Below are 13,909 nucleotides of genomic sequence, written 5' to 3' on the forward strand. Positions count from 1 at the left end.
CTTTTTCAAGGATTGCGTATACCATGATCGTACGGCTGATTCTGGACGGATTGTTCTCTCTGCGGCGCAGGCCGGTTGTCCCGACGCTGCGGCTGCCCCGCCCGGCTCATGCGGGCCCGGGCGCCGTGCCAGGGATGTCATTCCGGGGCCGTCCCGACCTCATGCTGGTGACGGGCGCCATGTCGGCGCCGCCGTCGGTGCCGCACCGCGCGGTGCGCGGGCGTCTGTCGACGGTGCGGGGGTCTGGGAGCCGCTGGGCCGCGTAGACGGTCATCGTGGCTGTGCGCGCGACGTTGGGACTGGCCGGGGCGCGCCGAATGCGTCACGCTCACCGGTTCCGAACGGGGTCTGCACACGAGAAGTCCGGGCCGGGAGGATTGGTCATGACGTATGGGGTTTTTCGCGCCTCCAGCCGTGGGGCGCGCGTCCGGCGGCGCGTCGCCGCCGGGGTTCTGTCCGCGGTTCTCGCCGCGAGTCCGGCGCCTGTGGCCTGGGCGGCCGGCGGAGGCGGCGGCCATTCGGCGAACGGGGACTCGGACCATGGCGGCTCCGGCGGCGGCGCGGAGGAGACCCCGCCGCGAACCAAGGCGCAGCGTGTCGGCGGCCGGTACATGCAGCTCAATGTCTTGTGGCTGCCTGTGGTCCAGCAGGACCGTCATCGCTATCAGGCGGTGACGGCGCGGCTCGTGCCCCATCCGGCCAAGCGGGTGATGGCCTGCTTCAAGGCCCCCTGGGCGCAGGAGGCGCTTCTGTTCGCGCTGAACGAATCGCCCCTGACGCTGGACGCGATCGAAACGTGGCAGGCCGAATCCGCCCCGCGGCGCCTGATGGAACGCGAGGATGCCGAGGAGCGCCTTTTTGGCGCGTTGCGCACGACGGAGTTGCGCACGACGGACGAGGCGGCGGAGAAACGCCGGCAGGCGGAGGCCTTCAAACAAAACCTGCTCAATCGGATCCACGAGCACGTCGGCGTGCGCGACCTCTACGTCGACATCCTGGTGGTGTCGGGGATGCCGCCGCCCGACGGCAGCGAGGAGACACTGAGCCGCATGTGCCGGTGATCGCCTTGGTCACCGGCTATGGGAGCCATGCCACCCGACGCAAGGATTGACCGGTCTTGCCGGGCTGCCATCACGCCCCTGCCCCAGATCCCTCGGCTCGCTTCGCTCGCCCGGTATCACACTTGATGCCCGCAAGGTCCACCTTCGCCTGGAAAGCCGGCGCGCCCCGGCGCCCGACTCGGCCCGAGTCGAGCGGGCGGCGCATCGTGGGCGGCCGGCCGGTCCCCATTTTCGCCGACCGGGCAAGCATCCTTTCGTTCGTTGTCTTCGTTCGCCGCCCGTACAGCCCGGCAACAGTTTGTTAACCCTCCATCCCCGATTTCGTAGGACTTGACCCTCTCTTGCCCAGATATGGGAAAACTGCGCGGGCCGCCTGCCGCGTCGCCCTGGGCCAGCCCCTGCCCCGGACCTGGTCTGGGGAAGAATTTTCTTGCGATATCAGCGGACTCGTTCACACTCCTGAGACGCATGTTTAGGTAGGATGCGCGGCGTCTGGACGTGTCCATCGCGTCTCGGACTGCGCCGGCGCGCAAGATGTCGCAGGTCATCGAACCGACCGGAGACAGCGGGAGAAAGACGATGCGGGCGAATGGACAGAGGCGGGTCGCCGGCTGCACCGCGATCGTGCTGGGCCTCGCGTTGAGCGCGCCGGCCGCGGCCGAACGCGTGCCGGAAGGTCCCTATTTTGGCGCGGGCGGCGGCTTGAACCTCAACGATTCCGGCGATCTGGACAGCGGCGGCGTGGGCCGCGAACTCGACACCGACCTGGGCTTTGTCGGCCTCGCCTCCTTCGGCTACGCCTTCGGCAACGGCGTGCGGACGGAAATCGAGGGCGGCTATCGCCAGAACTGGGTCGACAGTTGGGGCGGCACCGGTGTCGACGGCACGCTCAGCGCCTGGCACGGCATGGTCAACGCGCTGTACGACTTCGAGACCCATTCACCGTTCACGCCCTATGTTGGCGTCGGGCTGGGCGCCGCCGTGGTCAGCGTCGACGCCGACAACCGCAGCGCCGGAATTGACCTGGACGACACCGAGGTCGGCCTCGCCTATCAGGCCATCGTCGGCATGGGCTACGATGTGGCCGAGAACCTGGCCATCACCGCCGACTACCGGTTCTTTCATGTGATCGACCCGGACCACGTGCTGTCCGACGGCGATGGTGGCGGGCCAAGCGACACCTATTTGAACCACACGTTCGCCCTGGGCTTGCGCTATGCATTCGGGACCCCGCCGCAGCCCGCCGCCGCGTCTCCGGCGCCGACGCCGGAGCCCATGGACGAGCCGCCACCGGCCGTGCCGACCAGCTATCTGGTGTTCTTCGGCTTCGACAGCGCCACGTTGACGCCGGAAGCCATCAGCATCGTCGACACGGCGGCCAGCAACGCCAAGCAGGTCGGCCCGACCCGCATCGAGGTCACCGGCCACACCGACCGCGCCGGTCCCAGCAAGTACAACCTGATCCTCTCGCAGCAGCGGGCCAAGGCGGTCATGGACCGGCTCATTGCCCAGGGTGTCCCATTGGGCGACATCGCGGTGTTCGCCAAGGGCGAGGACGAGCCGTTGATTCCCACCGCCGACGGCGTCATCGAGGCCCAGAACCGCCGCGTCGAGATCATCCTGCTGTAGGGCCGGTCGAGCGCGGGTCCTCCCCCATGAAATTGGGGAGTCGGAACGAGGGCCTCCGGAGCGCGCCCACCCTGCCCCACGCGTTCCTACCGCGACAGCAGCAGCGGCAGCGTCAGACCCGGCAGGATCGACTTGGTCACGCCCCCGCGCAGCAGGCGCGGCGCGTCATAGCCGCCGTGCGCCCCCATGGCCAGCATGTCGGCCGCCAGATCGGCGCAACGCGACAGGATCAGTTCCGAGATCGGAATGTCGGCCGGCACCTCGTGCTCGATCTCGGCCTTGATGCCGTGCCGGCCCAGTGCGTCGCGATGGGCTTCCCAGCGCCATTGCTGCGCCACCGGATCGCGGCTGATGGCCAGCAGCGTCACCACCTCGCAGCCACCCAGGAACGGCAGCGCGTCGGCCAGGGCGCGGGCGCTGGCCCCGTCCTCGTTCAGCGCGATCACGGCCCGGCGCGGCGTCGGGAACTCGCGCGTGATGTACGGCAGGACCATCAGCGGCCGGCCGGCGTTGACCGCCACCTGCTCGATCACCTCGTTGCTGGCGGTGTGGCCCATGTCCTCGGTGCGGGGCTGCGACATCAGGCCCAGGTCGCAGGTCTGCACGTTGGCCGCCAGCTGCGTGGCGATCAGGTTGGTGTCGGCCCCGTGGATGCCGTGCCAGCCGCAGCGCAGGCCGCGTTCCTCGCAGGCGGCGCGGAAGGGCACCTCGGCGGCGTCCACCTTGGCCAGGAAGTCGCTGGACACCTGACGGCTGTAGGGGTGCCGCTCGGTCTGGTCCACCACCCCATAGACGCCCATGACGTAGCCGTCGCCGGCACCGTCACCCAGGATCGCCCGGGCGACGTCCAGGCGGATATGCCAAGCGTCGGTATCGTCCACATGAACCAGGATGGTGCGCGGCGTCATCAGGTTTCCTCCGTCTGCTCTTGGCCGGATCGGTCACAGCCGTCCGGGATGTTGGATGGCGCAAGGGCGCGTTGAGCGGCCCCGCTTATAGCACGGCCATTGCAGGGACGGTACAGGGAGAAAAGGGGGTCCTCAAACCGGCGGCATCAGGCGGTAGTTCTTCAGGCGCGCCATGATGGGCGTGTCGTGCTCGGCCGGCACGGGCGCGCGGTCGAACAGCCAGTCCATGATGTAGGTGTCCGGCTCCTCCAGCAGGGTCTCGAACTGGTCCAGTTCGGTGTCGGACATGCCGGCCACGTGCGTCTCGGCGAAGCCGCCCAGGATCAGGTCGGTTTCCTTCATGCCGCGCAGCTTGGCCCGGTACAGAATGCGTTTGCGTCGGTCGTCCATGATGCGCTCCGGCCGGGAGGACGGCGTCGGCGCGCGCCGTCCGGTCATGGTATATCCGCTCCATCACCGTCTGTCAGCCGCGTCCGGATCCTGCTCTCGCCATGCGCCCCGAACTGCTCTACCCGCTGTTCCAACCCGTCGACTCCCTGAAGGGCGTGGGCGCGCGCGTGGCCCCGCTGATCACCAAGCTGGCGGGGCCGAAGGTGGTGGACGTGCTGTGGCACCTGCCCACCGGCGTCATCGACCGGCGGTTCCGCCCCAAGGTGGCCGAGGCGGTGCCGGGCCGCATCGCCACCCTGGTCCTGACCGTCGACGAGCATCGGCCGCCGCCGCCGGCCAGCCGGGCGCCGTACCGCGTCGCCGCCTCCGACGAGACCGGCACCCTGACGCTGGTGTTCTTCCGCGCCAGCCGGGACTACATGATGAAACTGTTGCCCATCGGCGAGCAACGCGCGGTCAGCGGCCGCATCGAATACTACAACGACCTGCCGCAGATGGCGCACCCGGACCATGTGGCGCCGGTTGCGGAGTTGGCGGAGATCCAGACCGTCGAGCCGGTTCACCCGCTCACCCAGGGCCTGACGCCGAAGACGCTGCGCAAGGTGGTGGAGTCGGCCCTGGCGGTGGGCCTGTCGGTGGCCGAGACGGCACCGGAATGGCTGGACCCCAGCGTGCTGGACCGCCACGGCTGGCCGGCCTGGGGCGAGGCGTTGCAAGCGGCGCATCATCCCGAGGACGAGGACGCCCTGTCGCCGTTGTCTCCGGCACGGCAGCGGCTGGCCTACGACGAGATGCTGGCGACCCAGCTGGCCCTGATCGTGGTGCGGGCGAAGATGCGCGCGCGCCCCGGCCGCGCCCGCGTCGGCGACGGGGCGTTGCGCGACAAAGCCTTGGCCGCGTTGCCGTTCGACCTGACCGGCGCGCAGGAGCGGGCGCTGGCCGACATCGCCGCCGACATGGCCCGGCCGGCGCGGATGCTGCGCCTGTTGCAGGGCGACGTGGGCAGCGGCAAGACCGTGGTCGCCTGGCTGGCCATGCTGATCGCCCTGGAGTCGGGCGCCCAGGCGGCGTTGATGGCGCCGACCGAGATCCTCGCCCGCCAGCACTGGACCACCCTGGCGCCGCTGGCCGAGGCGGCCGGTGTGCGCCTTGCCCTGCTGACCGGGCGCGACAAGGGCGCGGCCCGCGAGGAGACGCTGGCGGATCTGGCGGCAGGACGGATCCAGGTGCTCGTTGGCACCCATGCGCTATTCCAGGCCGACGTGGCCTTCCGCGACCTGGGCCTCGTGGTCATCGACGAACAGCACCGATTCGGCGTCGATCAGCGGCTCGGCCTGTCCGCCAAGGGCCGTGACGCGGACGTGCTGGTCATGACCGCCACGCCGATCCCCCGCACCCTGACGCTGACGATGTACGGCGACATGGACGTCTCGCGCCTGGACGAAAAGCCGCCCGGACGCCAGCCCATCGACACCATCCTGCTCTCGTCGCAGCGCCTGCCGGAGGTGGTGGACGCCCTGCGCCGGGCCATCGACGGCGGCAGCAAGGTCTATTGGGTGTGCCCGCTGGTCGAGGAGTCCGAAACCCTGGACCTCGCCGCCGCCGAAAGCCGGTACGAGGACCTGCGCGCGCGCTTCGGCGGCCGGGTGGGGCTGGTTCACGGCCGCATGAAGCCGGCGGAGAAGGATTCCGTCATGGCCCGGTTCGCCGGCGAGGGCGTCGACATCCTGGTGGCCACCACGGTCATCGAGGTGGGCGTGGACGTGCCCGCCGCCACGGTGATGGTCATCGAGCACGCCGAGCGCTTCGGGCTGGCGCAGTTGCACCAGTTGCGCGGCCGCATCGGGCGCGGGGCCGGCAAGTCCACCTGCCTGCTGATGTACCAGGGGCCGCTGGGCGAGATCGCCCGCGAGCGCCTGAAGGTGATCCGCGAGACCGAGGACGGCTTCCGCATCGCCGAGGAGGACCTGCGGCTGCGCGGCGCCGGCGAGGTGCTGGGCACCCGCCAGAGCGGCCTGCCCGACTTCCGCCTGGCCGACCTGGAGGCCCACGCCGACCTGCTGGCCATGGCCAGCGACGAGGCCAAGCTGATCGTCAACCGCGACCCCGACCTGGAGGGCGAGCGCGGCCGGGCGTTGCGCGTGCTGCTGTACCTGTTCGAACGGGACGCGGCGGTGCGGACGGTGCGGTCGGGGTGAAGGGGATGGCTGTGGCAGCCGTTGCGACGCCCTGCACGAAAACTCATCCACCATATGATGGAGGCCCGATGCCTCCACCATCAGGTGGATTGACGTCCCCTGGGGTTTCCCCGATTTTGCTTAAATTGTGTGTGGGGATCCGCTTCAGCCCCGCTGGCTGGGGGCGCCACCGTTTGAAAGATTGGGAGATGCAGGGATGAACAGAACGTTGAAGCAGATCGGGGCCGTGGCGCTGGCTGTTGGCATGACAACTTTTGCGGCGACATCTGCGGACGCTGCGGTCATGACCGATTTGGGTTGGAACGACAACGATTTTTGGGCATCGCCACACGACGGCAATATCATTTCAACGGCAGAGATACGGGCCGAAACACAGGGGAACTGGGAGTTCGGTCTCTGGAATGGCGATTCCTTGGGTGCACAAGGCGATCACACATGGAACGGCTTCGCGAACTTCTCGCTTTCCTACGACGCAGACGATACTAAATTGAGTCTTACTCTGGGTGGCACCGCAATTGATTCCTTTGTGGATCTGGGCAGCGCCCAAACCATGTTCTTGCGCTTGCGTTCGGACGAGGAAAAAAATAACCAACCGAACGCTCAAGTATCGGTAAAGGACCTAACGCTATCCGGCGCGTCCCTGGCAGGCGGCACCATTGAAAGTCCGCTCCCACATGATCCCAACTCTTACTACTCAAACTACTGGATGATTTCCGGATTTGACATCGCGGCTGATTGGACGCTCGCGGGCCAAGTCAAGATCGCCGATGCCGTTAATCAAGACAGTCACACGGCGATGAATGTTAAGATATCTGACGTTCCGCCCGTCCCCCTGCCCGCTGCCGCGTGGTTCATGCTGACGGCCCTTGGTGGCTTGGTCGGCAGCCGCTGGCTCAAGGGGCGCACGGCCGATCAGGCCGCGTAACGCGTCAGCCTCAGCGAAGCCCCCGCCAGAAAACGCCCCAGGCCGCCAGCCTGGGGCGTTTGCCATTCGCGGTCACGCCCTTTCCCAAACCGCGCCGCAATTCGGCCGTGGTGTCGATGATGATGGGTCCACATGGGCCCCATCCGCCGGTGCGCGCCATCGGTCGCTTGATCCATGGCGGGGCGCGGCCTACATCGTGAACACCTTATCATGGGCACCGTCCGCATCGCCGCTCAGGCGCGCGTTCCCTGGTGCCCCTCGCAGTTCGGGAGGCCAATCCTTGTCTCGTCAAATCCCCGCCCCGTCCGCCGCGCGCGTCCTGCCCGGCCAGGAGTCACCGCGCCGCGCGGCGATCCGACGCATCGTCGCGACCCTCGTCGTTCTGACCGCGCTTGTCCTGGCCATCACGCCGGCGCTCGCGCAATCGCGGCCGGCCCCGGACGGCTTCGCCGACATGGCCGAGCGCCTGCTGCCCTCGGTGGTCAACATCTCGACCACGCAGACGGTCAGCGCGGAACGCGGCCCGTCCATCCCCAATTTCCCCGAGGGCTCGCCCTTCCGCGATTTCTTCGAGGAGTTCTTCGATAATCACGGCCGGCCCATGCCGGGACCCCGGCAGGCGACCTCGCTGGGCTCGGGCTTCATCATCGACGAGTCCGGCTACATCGTCACCAACACGCACGTCATCGCCGACGCCGACGAGGTGACCGTAACCCTGTTCGACGACACGGCCCTGAAGGCCGAGATCGTCGGCCGCGACCCGAAGACGGATATCGCCCTGCTGAAGGTCGAGCCGGACCGCGATCTGCCGGCCGTGCCCTGGGGCGATTCCGACGCCTCGCGGGTCGGTGACTGGGTGGTGGCCATCGGCAACCCGTTCGGCCTGGGCGGCTCGGTCACGGCCGGGATCATCTCGGCGCGCGCCCGCGACATCAACGCCGGGCCGTACGACAACTTCATCCAGACCGATGCCTCGATCAACCGGGGGAACTCCGGGGGACCGTTGTTCAACCTTGACGGCCAGGTCATCGGCATCAACACCGCGATCTTCAGCCCCTCGGGCGGCAGCGTCGGCATCGGCTTCGCCGTGCCCGCCAACCTCGCCAAGCAGGTCATCAGCGACCTGAAGGAATACGGCCGCACCCGGCGCGGCTGGCTGGGCGTGCGGATCCAGACGGTCACCCCGGAAATTGCCGAGAGCCTGGGCATGGAGGACGCGCGGGGCGCCCTGGTGGCCTCGGTCACCAACGATGGTCCGGCGCAAGAGGCAGGCCTGCGGGCGGGCGACGTGATCCTGTCGTTCAATGACCGCGACATCGATGAAATGCGCCAGCTGCCGCGCATCGTCGCCGAAACCGAGGTCGGCGCGACGGTCCCGGTCGAGATCTGGCGCGACGGCGATCTGACAAACGTCAAGGTCGAACTGGGTGAACTGGAGGCGGCCGAGGATCAGGGCCTGCTCGCCTCGGAAACGCCGCATCCGGGGATGCCCGGTGGCGAGAGCGAAGGCGGCGGCGCCGACGTGCTCGGCATGACCCTGCAACCACTGACCCCCGACCTGGCGCGCGAGTTCGGCCTGTCGGAGTCGGCCGGTGGCGTCGTCATTACCAGCGTGGGCCCCGACAGCGATGCCGCGCGCAAGGGCCTTGAGCCCGGCCACGTCATCGTCGAGGTCAACCAGACGCCGGTGAGTTCGGTCGGTGACGTGCAGACGGCGCTGGACCAAGCGCGCGAGGCGGGCCGTACCTCCGTGCTGATGCTGGTGCAGCGCGACGAGGCCATGTCGTTCCTGGCCCTGAAGCTGGGGTAACAGCGGGTCGATTTCGTCCCCCGCTGGTTTGCAACCGAGTGGGGCGGGGGGGCACCCCCCCCGCCGCTCCGCAAGGATGCATCGAAAGGTCCGGAGAGGGCCGGCCCGGTCCTGGATCCGAAGGGCACTGCTCACGAAGGCTCGAACGCCAGCGTTCGCCGGCTCGCCTCGGCGACGGCTTCGATCAGCGCCATCAGGCGTGAGCCGCCGTTTTCGATCGACCCGGTGTTGTCCACGGTCGCCAGCAGGGGATGCTCGACCGCCAGGGCGTTTGTGCGGTGCAGCCGGTCCTCGATCTCCGCCTCGGTCTCCCGGCCCCGGGCCTGCAGGCGTTGCCGCAGCACATCGGGCGCGACCGTGATCAGCACCGGCCGGAGATCGGGGTAGCGTTCGGCCGCCGCCGGCAGGTGCTCGCGCGAGCCGTTGACCACCACGGTCAGGCCGGCGGCCCGCCACAAGTCGATCTCGATGCCGATGCCGTACCGCAAGCCGTGGCCCTGCCACGTCATGGTGAACAGCCCGGCCGCGCGGCGGGTCTCGAACTCATCAACGCTGAGCGGGACATGGGCCTCGCCCACGGAGCCGTTGCGCCGCGTGATGTAACGGTGCGCGAAGGCAATCGGCAGGTCGGGCCGCAGCGCGTTGATGCGGCCGCGCACCCAGTCGATCAGGGTATCCTTGCCGGCGCCCGAGGCGCCGATGACGTAGACCAGTCCGCCGCGGCGCGGCGTGTCCGTGCTGGCAGTGCCCATGCGCCACCTATTCCGCCGCGACCGGATCGGCGCGGTGCCGGTCCGGCAGCAGGGCGAGGGCGCGCGCCCGGTCCAGGCTGGCCGCGATCGCCTCGTGGGTGGCGAAGGATGGGGCGATCTCCAGGGTCAGACTGGTCCCGGCCGGCAGCGGCAGGCCGGTGAGCAGCCGTTCCCAGGGCAGCGACCCCTCGCCGAGCGGCAGGTGCAGGTCCCCCATGCCGTAGGCAAGCTCCTCGCCGTCGCCCGGGCGCGGCAGGGTGGGCACGCGGCCGAACGAGTCGTGCAGGTGCAGGTGCCGTGTCACCGGCGCCAGGGCGCGCACCTGCTCGACCGGGTCCACGCCGAGGTGGGGACTGGAGACGCAGGCGTGGCTGAAGTCGATGGTCGCCGCCAGGTTCGGGTGATCCACCGCGCGCACCTGGTCGCGCACGCTGACGCAGTCGATGCCGTGATTGAGCAACGCGCCGCTCAGGAGCTCTGGAATGACCGGCATGTTCTCCAGCGCCAGGATGACGTCGGTCTCGGCTGCTCGCGCCGCCAGGGCGCGCAGGCCGTCGCGCTCCATCGCCATCAGGCGGTCGCGTTCGACCAGCAGGCGGCGGCCGTCGACCCAGCCGGGATGGACCACCATGCAATGGGCACCCAGGGCGGCGCAGATGTCGATGCTGGCGCCGCCGACCGCCTGGTGCAGGTCGGCGTGGACGTCGTCCATGAAGTTCAGGCCCAGGGGGGCATGGATCGTGACCCCCAAAGTGCGCCCGACGAACGCGTCCGCCAGCCGCTGAAGGCGGGCGTCGCAAACCCGTCCGTTGGCGATCAGCCCGGCAAGGGCGGGATTGATCTCGACGTGGTCGGCGCCCAGCGACTCCAGCAGGTCGAGGGATTCGGTCACCTCCCGGGGGTCATATCGGGGCAGCATGACGCCGATGCTTGAGATTGTCCTCGCCATCGTCCTCACTCCACTGGTCCGTCGGTAACCCGAGGGCCGCCGTCGCGGCTCCGGTCGAACGCGCTCCGGACAGACCTGTTTGATGGTTCACCGGATGGTGCCGGTATATAGGGACCGAAGCCTTCGGCCCACCGCGGCGACGAAGAATGTTTTGTTGCGCGCGCCGTCACGACGACGGCGCGGCGCGGCCCGAACGGGGCGCCGCCGCGCGCCGCAGACGGTCATTGAGCGCCTGGCCGAGGCCATAGTGGGGAATCGGCGCCACGGCAATGCCCGCATAGGCAGGGCTGTCCAGCGTGCGGAGCATGGCGAACAGGTTGCGGGCCGCTTCCGCGAGGTCCCCGGCGGGGCTGAGGTCGAGCGTCGCCCCTGGGGTGCCGCCGAAGCCCAGCAGGGCCTCGCCGGGATGCGCCGCCGTGGCGTGCAGTCGTACCGGCAACGCCGGCGCGTAGTGGCTGGACAGCAGGCCGGGCGAGGCGAGGGGGGCGTCCTCACGGGCGTCCTCACGGGCTGCCACCGCGATGCCCAGGGTGGCCTCAATGGCCTCCCGAGTCACGCCGCCGGGGCGCAGCAGGCGGGGGTGTGGGCCGCTGACGTCCAGGACGGTCGACTCCACACCGACACGGCAGGGGCCACCGTCCAGGATCAGCGCCGGTTTCGGCCCCGGACCGTCGGCCAGGTCGGCCAGGACATGGGCGGCGGTGGTCGGGCTGACCGCCCCGGACCGGTTGGCGCTGGGGGCCGCGACGGGCACCGCCGCGGCCCGCAACAGGGCCAGGGCGACCGGATGGGCCGGGGCGCGCAGGGCGACGGTGGCGCCGCCCGCTGACACGCGCGCGGACAGGGGAGAGTCAGGCCGCCGGCGCACCACCAGGGTGAGCGGTCCGGGCCAGAAGGCGGCCGCCAGGGGGGCGGCCGCCGTGGGAAGCGCCGCCAGGGGGGCGGCCGCCGCCAGGTCCGGAACATGCACGATGCAGGGGTTGGTGTCGGGGCGGCCCTTGGCGGCGTAAATGCTGGCGACGGCGATGTCGGATCGCGCGTCCGCCCCCAGCCCATAGACGGTCTCGGTCGGAAACACGACCAGGCGACCGGCGCGCAGGGCGGCGGCCGCGTCTTCTATGGCCTCCGTCGTGGCCGGGCGCAGGATGGCACCGGCGGGGTCGGCGGGCGGGGCTGGGGGGGCGTCGGACTGGGGCATCATGGCGAGCCGGATGGACGAGCGTGCGAAACGGGGGCGGTCTCTCGCTCCACTACCACACTCTGTCCACGGATACACCACGGGGACCCTGGCTGATCGACCGGGGTCCCCGCGTGCGGTCAAGCTATACACAAGACAAACCATATCCTTCGGCGATTGCGTCTCCACGCTTACGGAGCCGCCATCACCGGGTCTTGTTCGGAAGAGATCGCGGCCGGATTCGCGGGCCCGATCCTATCCCTTGGCTTTGCCCTCGGCACGCTCAGCGCGCGCGACGGCGGATTGGAGTTCGCGGCGGCATGTGTTGAGGTCGCGGCGGTACTGACGCATCTGCCGGCGGGTGCCACCGCCGGTCAACGACGTCAGGAACACGCCGATGATGAAACCGGCCAAGAGAGCGCCCTCGACCGCCCAGTACAGCGGAATCGCCACGTCATACTCGGTCGGCCACAGGTCGAGCGTGACCGGAGCCTGATTGGAAACGGCGAAAAACACGCAGATGATGATGACCGGCAGGCCGATCAGCCAAGCGAAGAATTTGAACACGGGTCGCGTCCTGTTCTTGAGTGTTGCCAGCCCCCGTGCACGGTGGTACAGGCTGCCCGCGCCACCGTGCCTCGGCGCCCCTCATGTGGTGACCGCGCCCTGCGGCTCGGCACCGTGCCCGGAAAACACGCACACGACCAATGCGCTCCAGTCCGACAGACCCTGGTCACGCACGATCGCCCGGTGATCTCGTTTCGGGCCGGTGTCCAGTCTACGAGACAGGATCGCCTCCGTTCAACAATTCCCTTAGCTGCTTTCCGGTCTTGAAGTAGGGTGCCGCCTTGGCCTCAACCTTGACGGTCTCACCCGTGCGCGGGTTTCGCCCAATCCGCGAGTCGCGGTGTTTGACCGAAAAGGCGCCGAAACCGCGCAATTCCACCCGGTCGCCGCGCGCCAGGGCGCTGGCGATTTCCTCGAAGATCGTGGAAACAATGCGTTCGACGTCACGCTGATACAAATGCGGGTTCAGTTCCGCGATGCGCGCGATCAACTCGGACTTCGTCATCCTGTGAACCCCATAGACCCAGGGTCGGGACGGCTGTCGCGACTCGGATTCGGCCCGAATCGGATGTCACCGCCCGAAGAGACCCCAAATTGCCAAAGGGTTGCCGGCAGGTCAAGATAACGTCTTCCACAAGAACGATTTTTTCCCTCTGGGGCCGGGGCGGGCACGTTGGCACCCTCTGAATGCGCACGCGGCGACCCGACCATTGGCCGAATCGCCGCGCTTAAGGACCCCAAAGCTCAGCCATGAAGGGGTCAGGCCTTACTCGTCCTCGCCCTTCTTCTCCTGCTGCGCCTGTTTCAGGGCCGCGCCGAGGATGTCACCGAGCGAGGCGCCGGAATCGGTCGTGCCGTAGTTCGCCATGGCCTGCTTTTCCTCGTCCATCTCGCGCGCCTTGATGGACAGGCCGATCCGGCGGTTCGCCTTATCGATGTTGGTGACCTTGGCGTCCACCTTCTCGCCGACGGCGAACCGTTCCGGCCGCTGGTCGCCTCGGTCGCGCGCCAGATCGCCCTTGCGGATGAAGCCGATGGCACCGTCCACCTCGACCTCGATCCCGTTGTCCTGGACCTGGGTGACGACGCCGGTGACGGTCTGGCCCTTGCGCAGCTCGGCGGTGGCGGCGGAGTACGGATCCTCGCCCAGTTGCTTGATGCCCAGGCTGATGCGCTCCTTGTCGACGTCGACGTCGAGCACCTTGGCCTTGACCACGTCGCCCTTGGAATAGTCCTTGACCGCCTCGTCGCCGGACCGGCTCCAGTCCAGGTCGGACAGGTGCACCATGCCGTCGATCTCGCCGGGCAGGCCGATGAACAGGCCGAACTCGGTGATGTTCTTGATCTCGCCCTCGACCTCGGATCCCTGCGGGAACTTCTCCAGGAAGTCCGACCACGGATTGCCCATGGTCTGCTTCAGGCCGAGCGAGATGCGGCGCTTGTCCGGGTCCACGTCCAGGATCATGACGTTCACTTCCTGGCTGGTGGAGACGATCTTGCCCGGATGGACGTTCTTCTTGGTCCAGCTCATCTCGGAGACGTG

Annotated in this window: 13 protein-coding genes; 5 read left to right on the plus strand and 8 right to left on the minus strand. The window is 68.7% G+C overall.

The window, feature by feature from the left end:
- Window positions 1-383 precede the first annotated feature (383 nt).
- Together Q0309_RS09980 and Q0309_RS09985 are read left to right on the plus strand one after the other, a co-directional pair.
- Complete coding sequence (locus Q0309_RS09980; protein WP_299440119.1) at window positions 384-1,061, plus strand: hypothetical protein; 678 nt, start codon at window positions 384-386, stop codon at window positions 1,059-1,061.
- 579 nt (window positions 1,062-1,640) lie between these two features.
- Window positions 1,641-2,690, plus strand: coding sequence for an outer membrane beta-barrel protein (locus Q0309_RS09985; protein ID WP_299440121.1), 1,050 nt, complete (start codon window positions 1,641-1,643; stop codon window positions 2,688-2,690).
- A gap of 86 nt (window positions 2,691-2,776) precedes the next feature.
- On the opposite strand, the gene Q0309_RS09990 is transcribed toward Q0309_RS09985, so the two are convergent.
- Window positions 2,777-3,598, minus strand: coding sequence for a universal stress protein (locus Q0309_RS09990; protein WP_299440123.1), 822 nt, complete (start codon window positions 3,596-3,598; stop codon window positions 2,777-2,779).
- A gap of 132 nt (window positions 3,599-3,730) precedes the next feature.
- A complete protein-coding gene (locus tag Q0309_RS09995) occupies window positions 3,731-4,036 on the minus strand; it encodes a succinate dehydrogenase assembly factor 2 (RefSeq protein WP_299440125.1) in 306 nt (101 codons plus the stop codon).
- Between the two features lie 53 nt (window positions 4,037-4,089).
- On the opposite strand from Q0309_RS09995, the gene recG reads away from it, so the two are divergent.
- The 3 genes from recG to Q0309_RS10010 all read left to right on the plus strand — a co-directional run bounded on the left by recG (window position 4,090) and on the right by Q0309_RS10010 (window position 8,921).
- A complete protein-coding gene (gene recG, locus Q0309_RS10000) occupies window positions 4,090-6,186 on the plus strand; it encodes an ATP-dependent DNA helicase RecG (protein WP_299440127.1) in 2,097 nt (698 codons plus the stop codon).
- A gap of 196 nt (window positions 6,187-6,382) precedes the next feature.
- Window positions 6,383-7,111: a VPLPA-CTERM sorting domain-containing protein gene (locus tag Q0309_RS10005; protein ID WP_299440129.1), complete on the plus strand. Its 729-nt coding sequence runs from the start codon at window positions 6,383-6,385 to the stop codon at window positions 7,109-7,111.
- Between the two features lie 280 nt (window positions 7,112-7,391).
- Entirely contained in the window at window positions 7,392-8,921 is a 1,530-nt protein-coding gene (locus Q0309_RS10010) for a DegQ family serine endoprotease (protein WP_299440131.1), read from the plus strand.
- A 131-nt stretch (window positions 8,922-9,052) separates the two neighbouring features.
- Here the strand turns inward: Q0309_RS10010 and phnN are convergent, their stop codons facing one another.
- From phnN to Q0309_RS10040, 6 genes are all read right to left on the minus strand, one after another.
- The gene (gene phnN / locus Q0309_RS10015) at window positions 9,053-9,673 is read right to left on the minus strand and encodes a phosphonate metabolism protein/1,5-bisphosphokinase (PRPP-forming) PhnN (RefSeq protein ID WP_299440133.1); all 621 of its coding nucleotides are present in this window, start codon (window positions 9,671-9,673) and stop codon (window positions 9,053-9,055) included.
- 7 nt (window positions 9,674-9,680) lie between these two features.
- A complete protein-coding gene (locus tag Q0309_RS10020) occupies window positions 9,681-10,622 on the minus strand; it encodes a sugar phosphate isomerase/epimerase (RefSeq protein WP_299440135.1) in 942 nt (313 codons plus the stop codon).
- A gap of 166 nt (window positions 10,623-10,788) precedes the next feature.
- A complete protein-coding gene (locus Q0309_RS10025; RefSeq protein WP_299440137.1) occupies window positions 10,789-11,823 on the minus strand; it encodes an L-threonylcarbamoyladenylate synthase in 1,035 nt (344 codons plus the stop codon).
- Between the two features lie 231 nt (window positions 11,824-12,054).
- Window positions 12,055-12,366, minus strand: a complete 312-nt coding sequence (locus Q0309_RS10030) for a lipopolysaccharide assembly LapA domain-containing protein (RefSeq protein ID WP_299440139.1) — start codon at window positions 12,364-12,366, stop codon at window positions 12,055-12,057.
- Between the two features lie 211 nt (window positions 12,367-12,577).
- Window positions 12,578-12,931, minus strand: a complete 354-nt coding sequence (ihfB, locus tag Q0309_RS10035; protein ID WP_299440145.1) for an integration host factor subunit beta — start codon at window positions 12,929-12,931, stop codon at window positions 12,578-12,580.
- A gap of 201 nt (window positions 12,932-13,132) precedes the next feature.
- The coding region (locus tag Q0309_RS10040; protein ID WP_299440141.1) for a S1 RNA-binding domain-containing protein at window positions 13,133-13,909 on the minus strand (777 nt) is incomplete at its 5' end.

This window comes from uncultured Rhodospira sp. (assembly GCF_937138205.1).
In the GTDB taxonomy this organism is placed as follows: domain Bacteria; phylum Pseudomonadota; class Alphaproteobacteria; order Rhodospirillales; family Rhodospirillaceae; genus Rhodospira.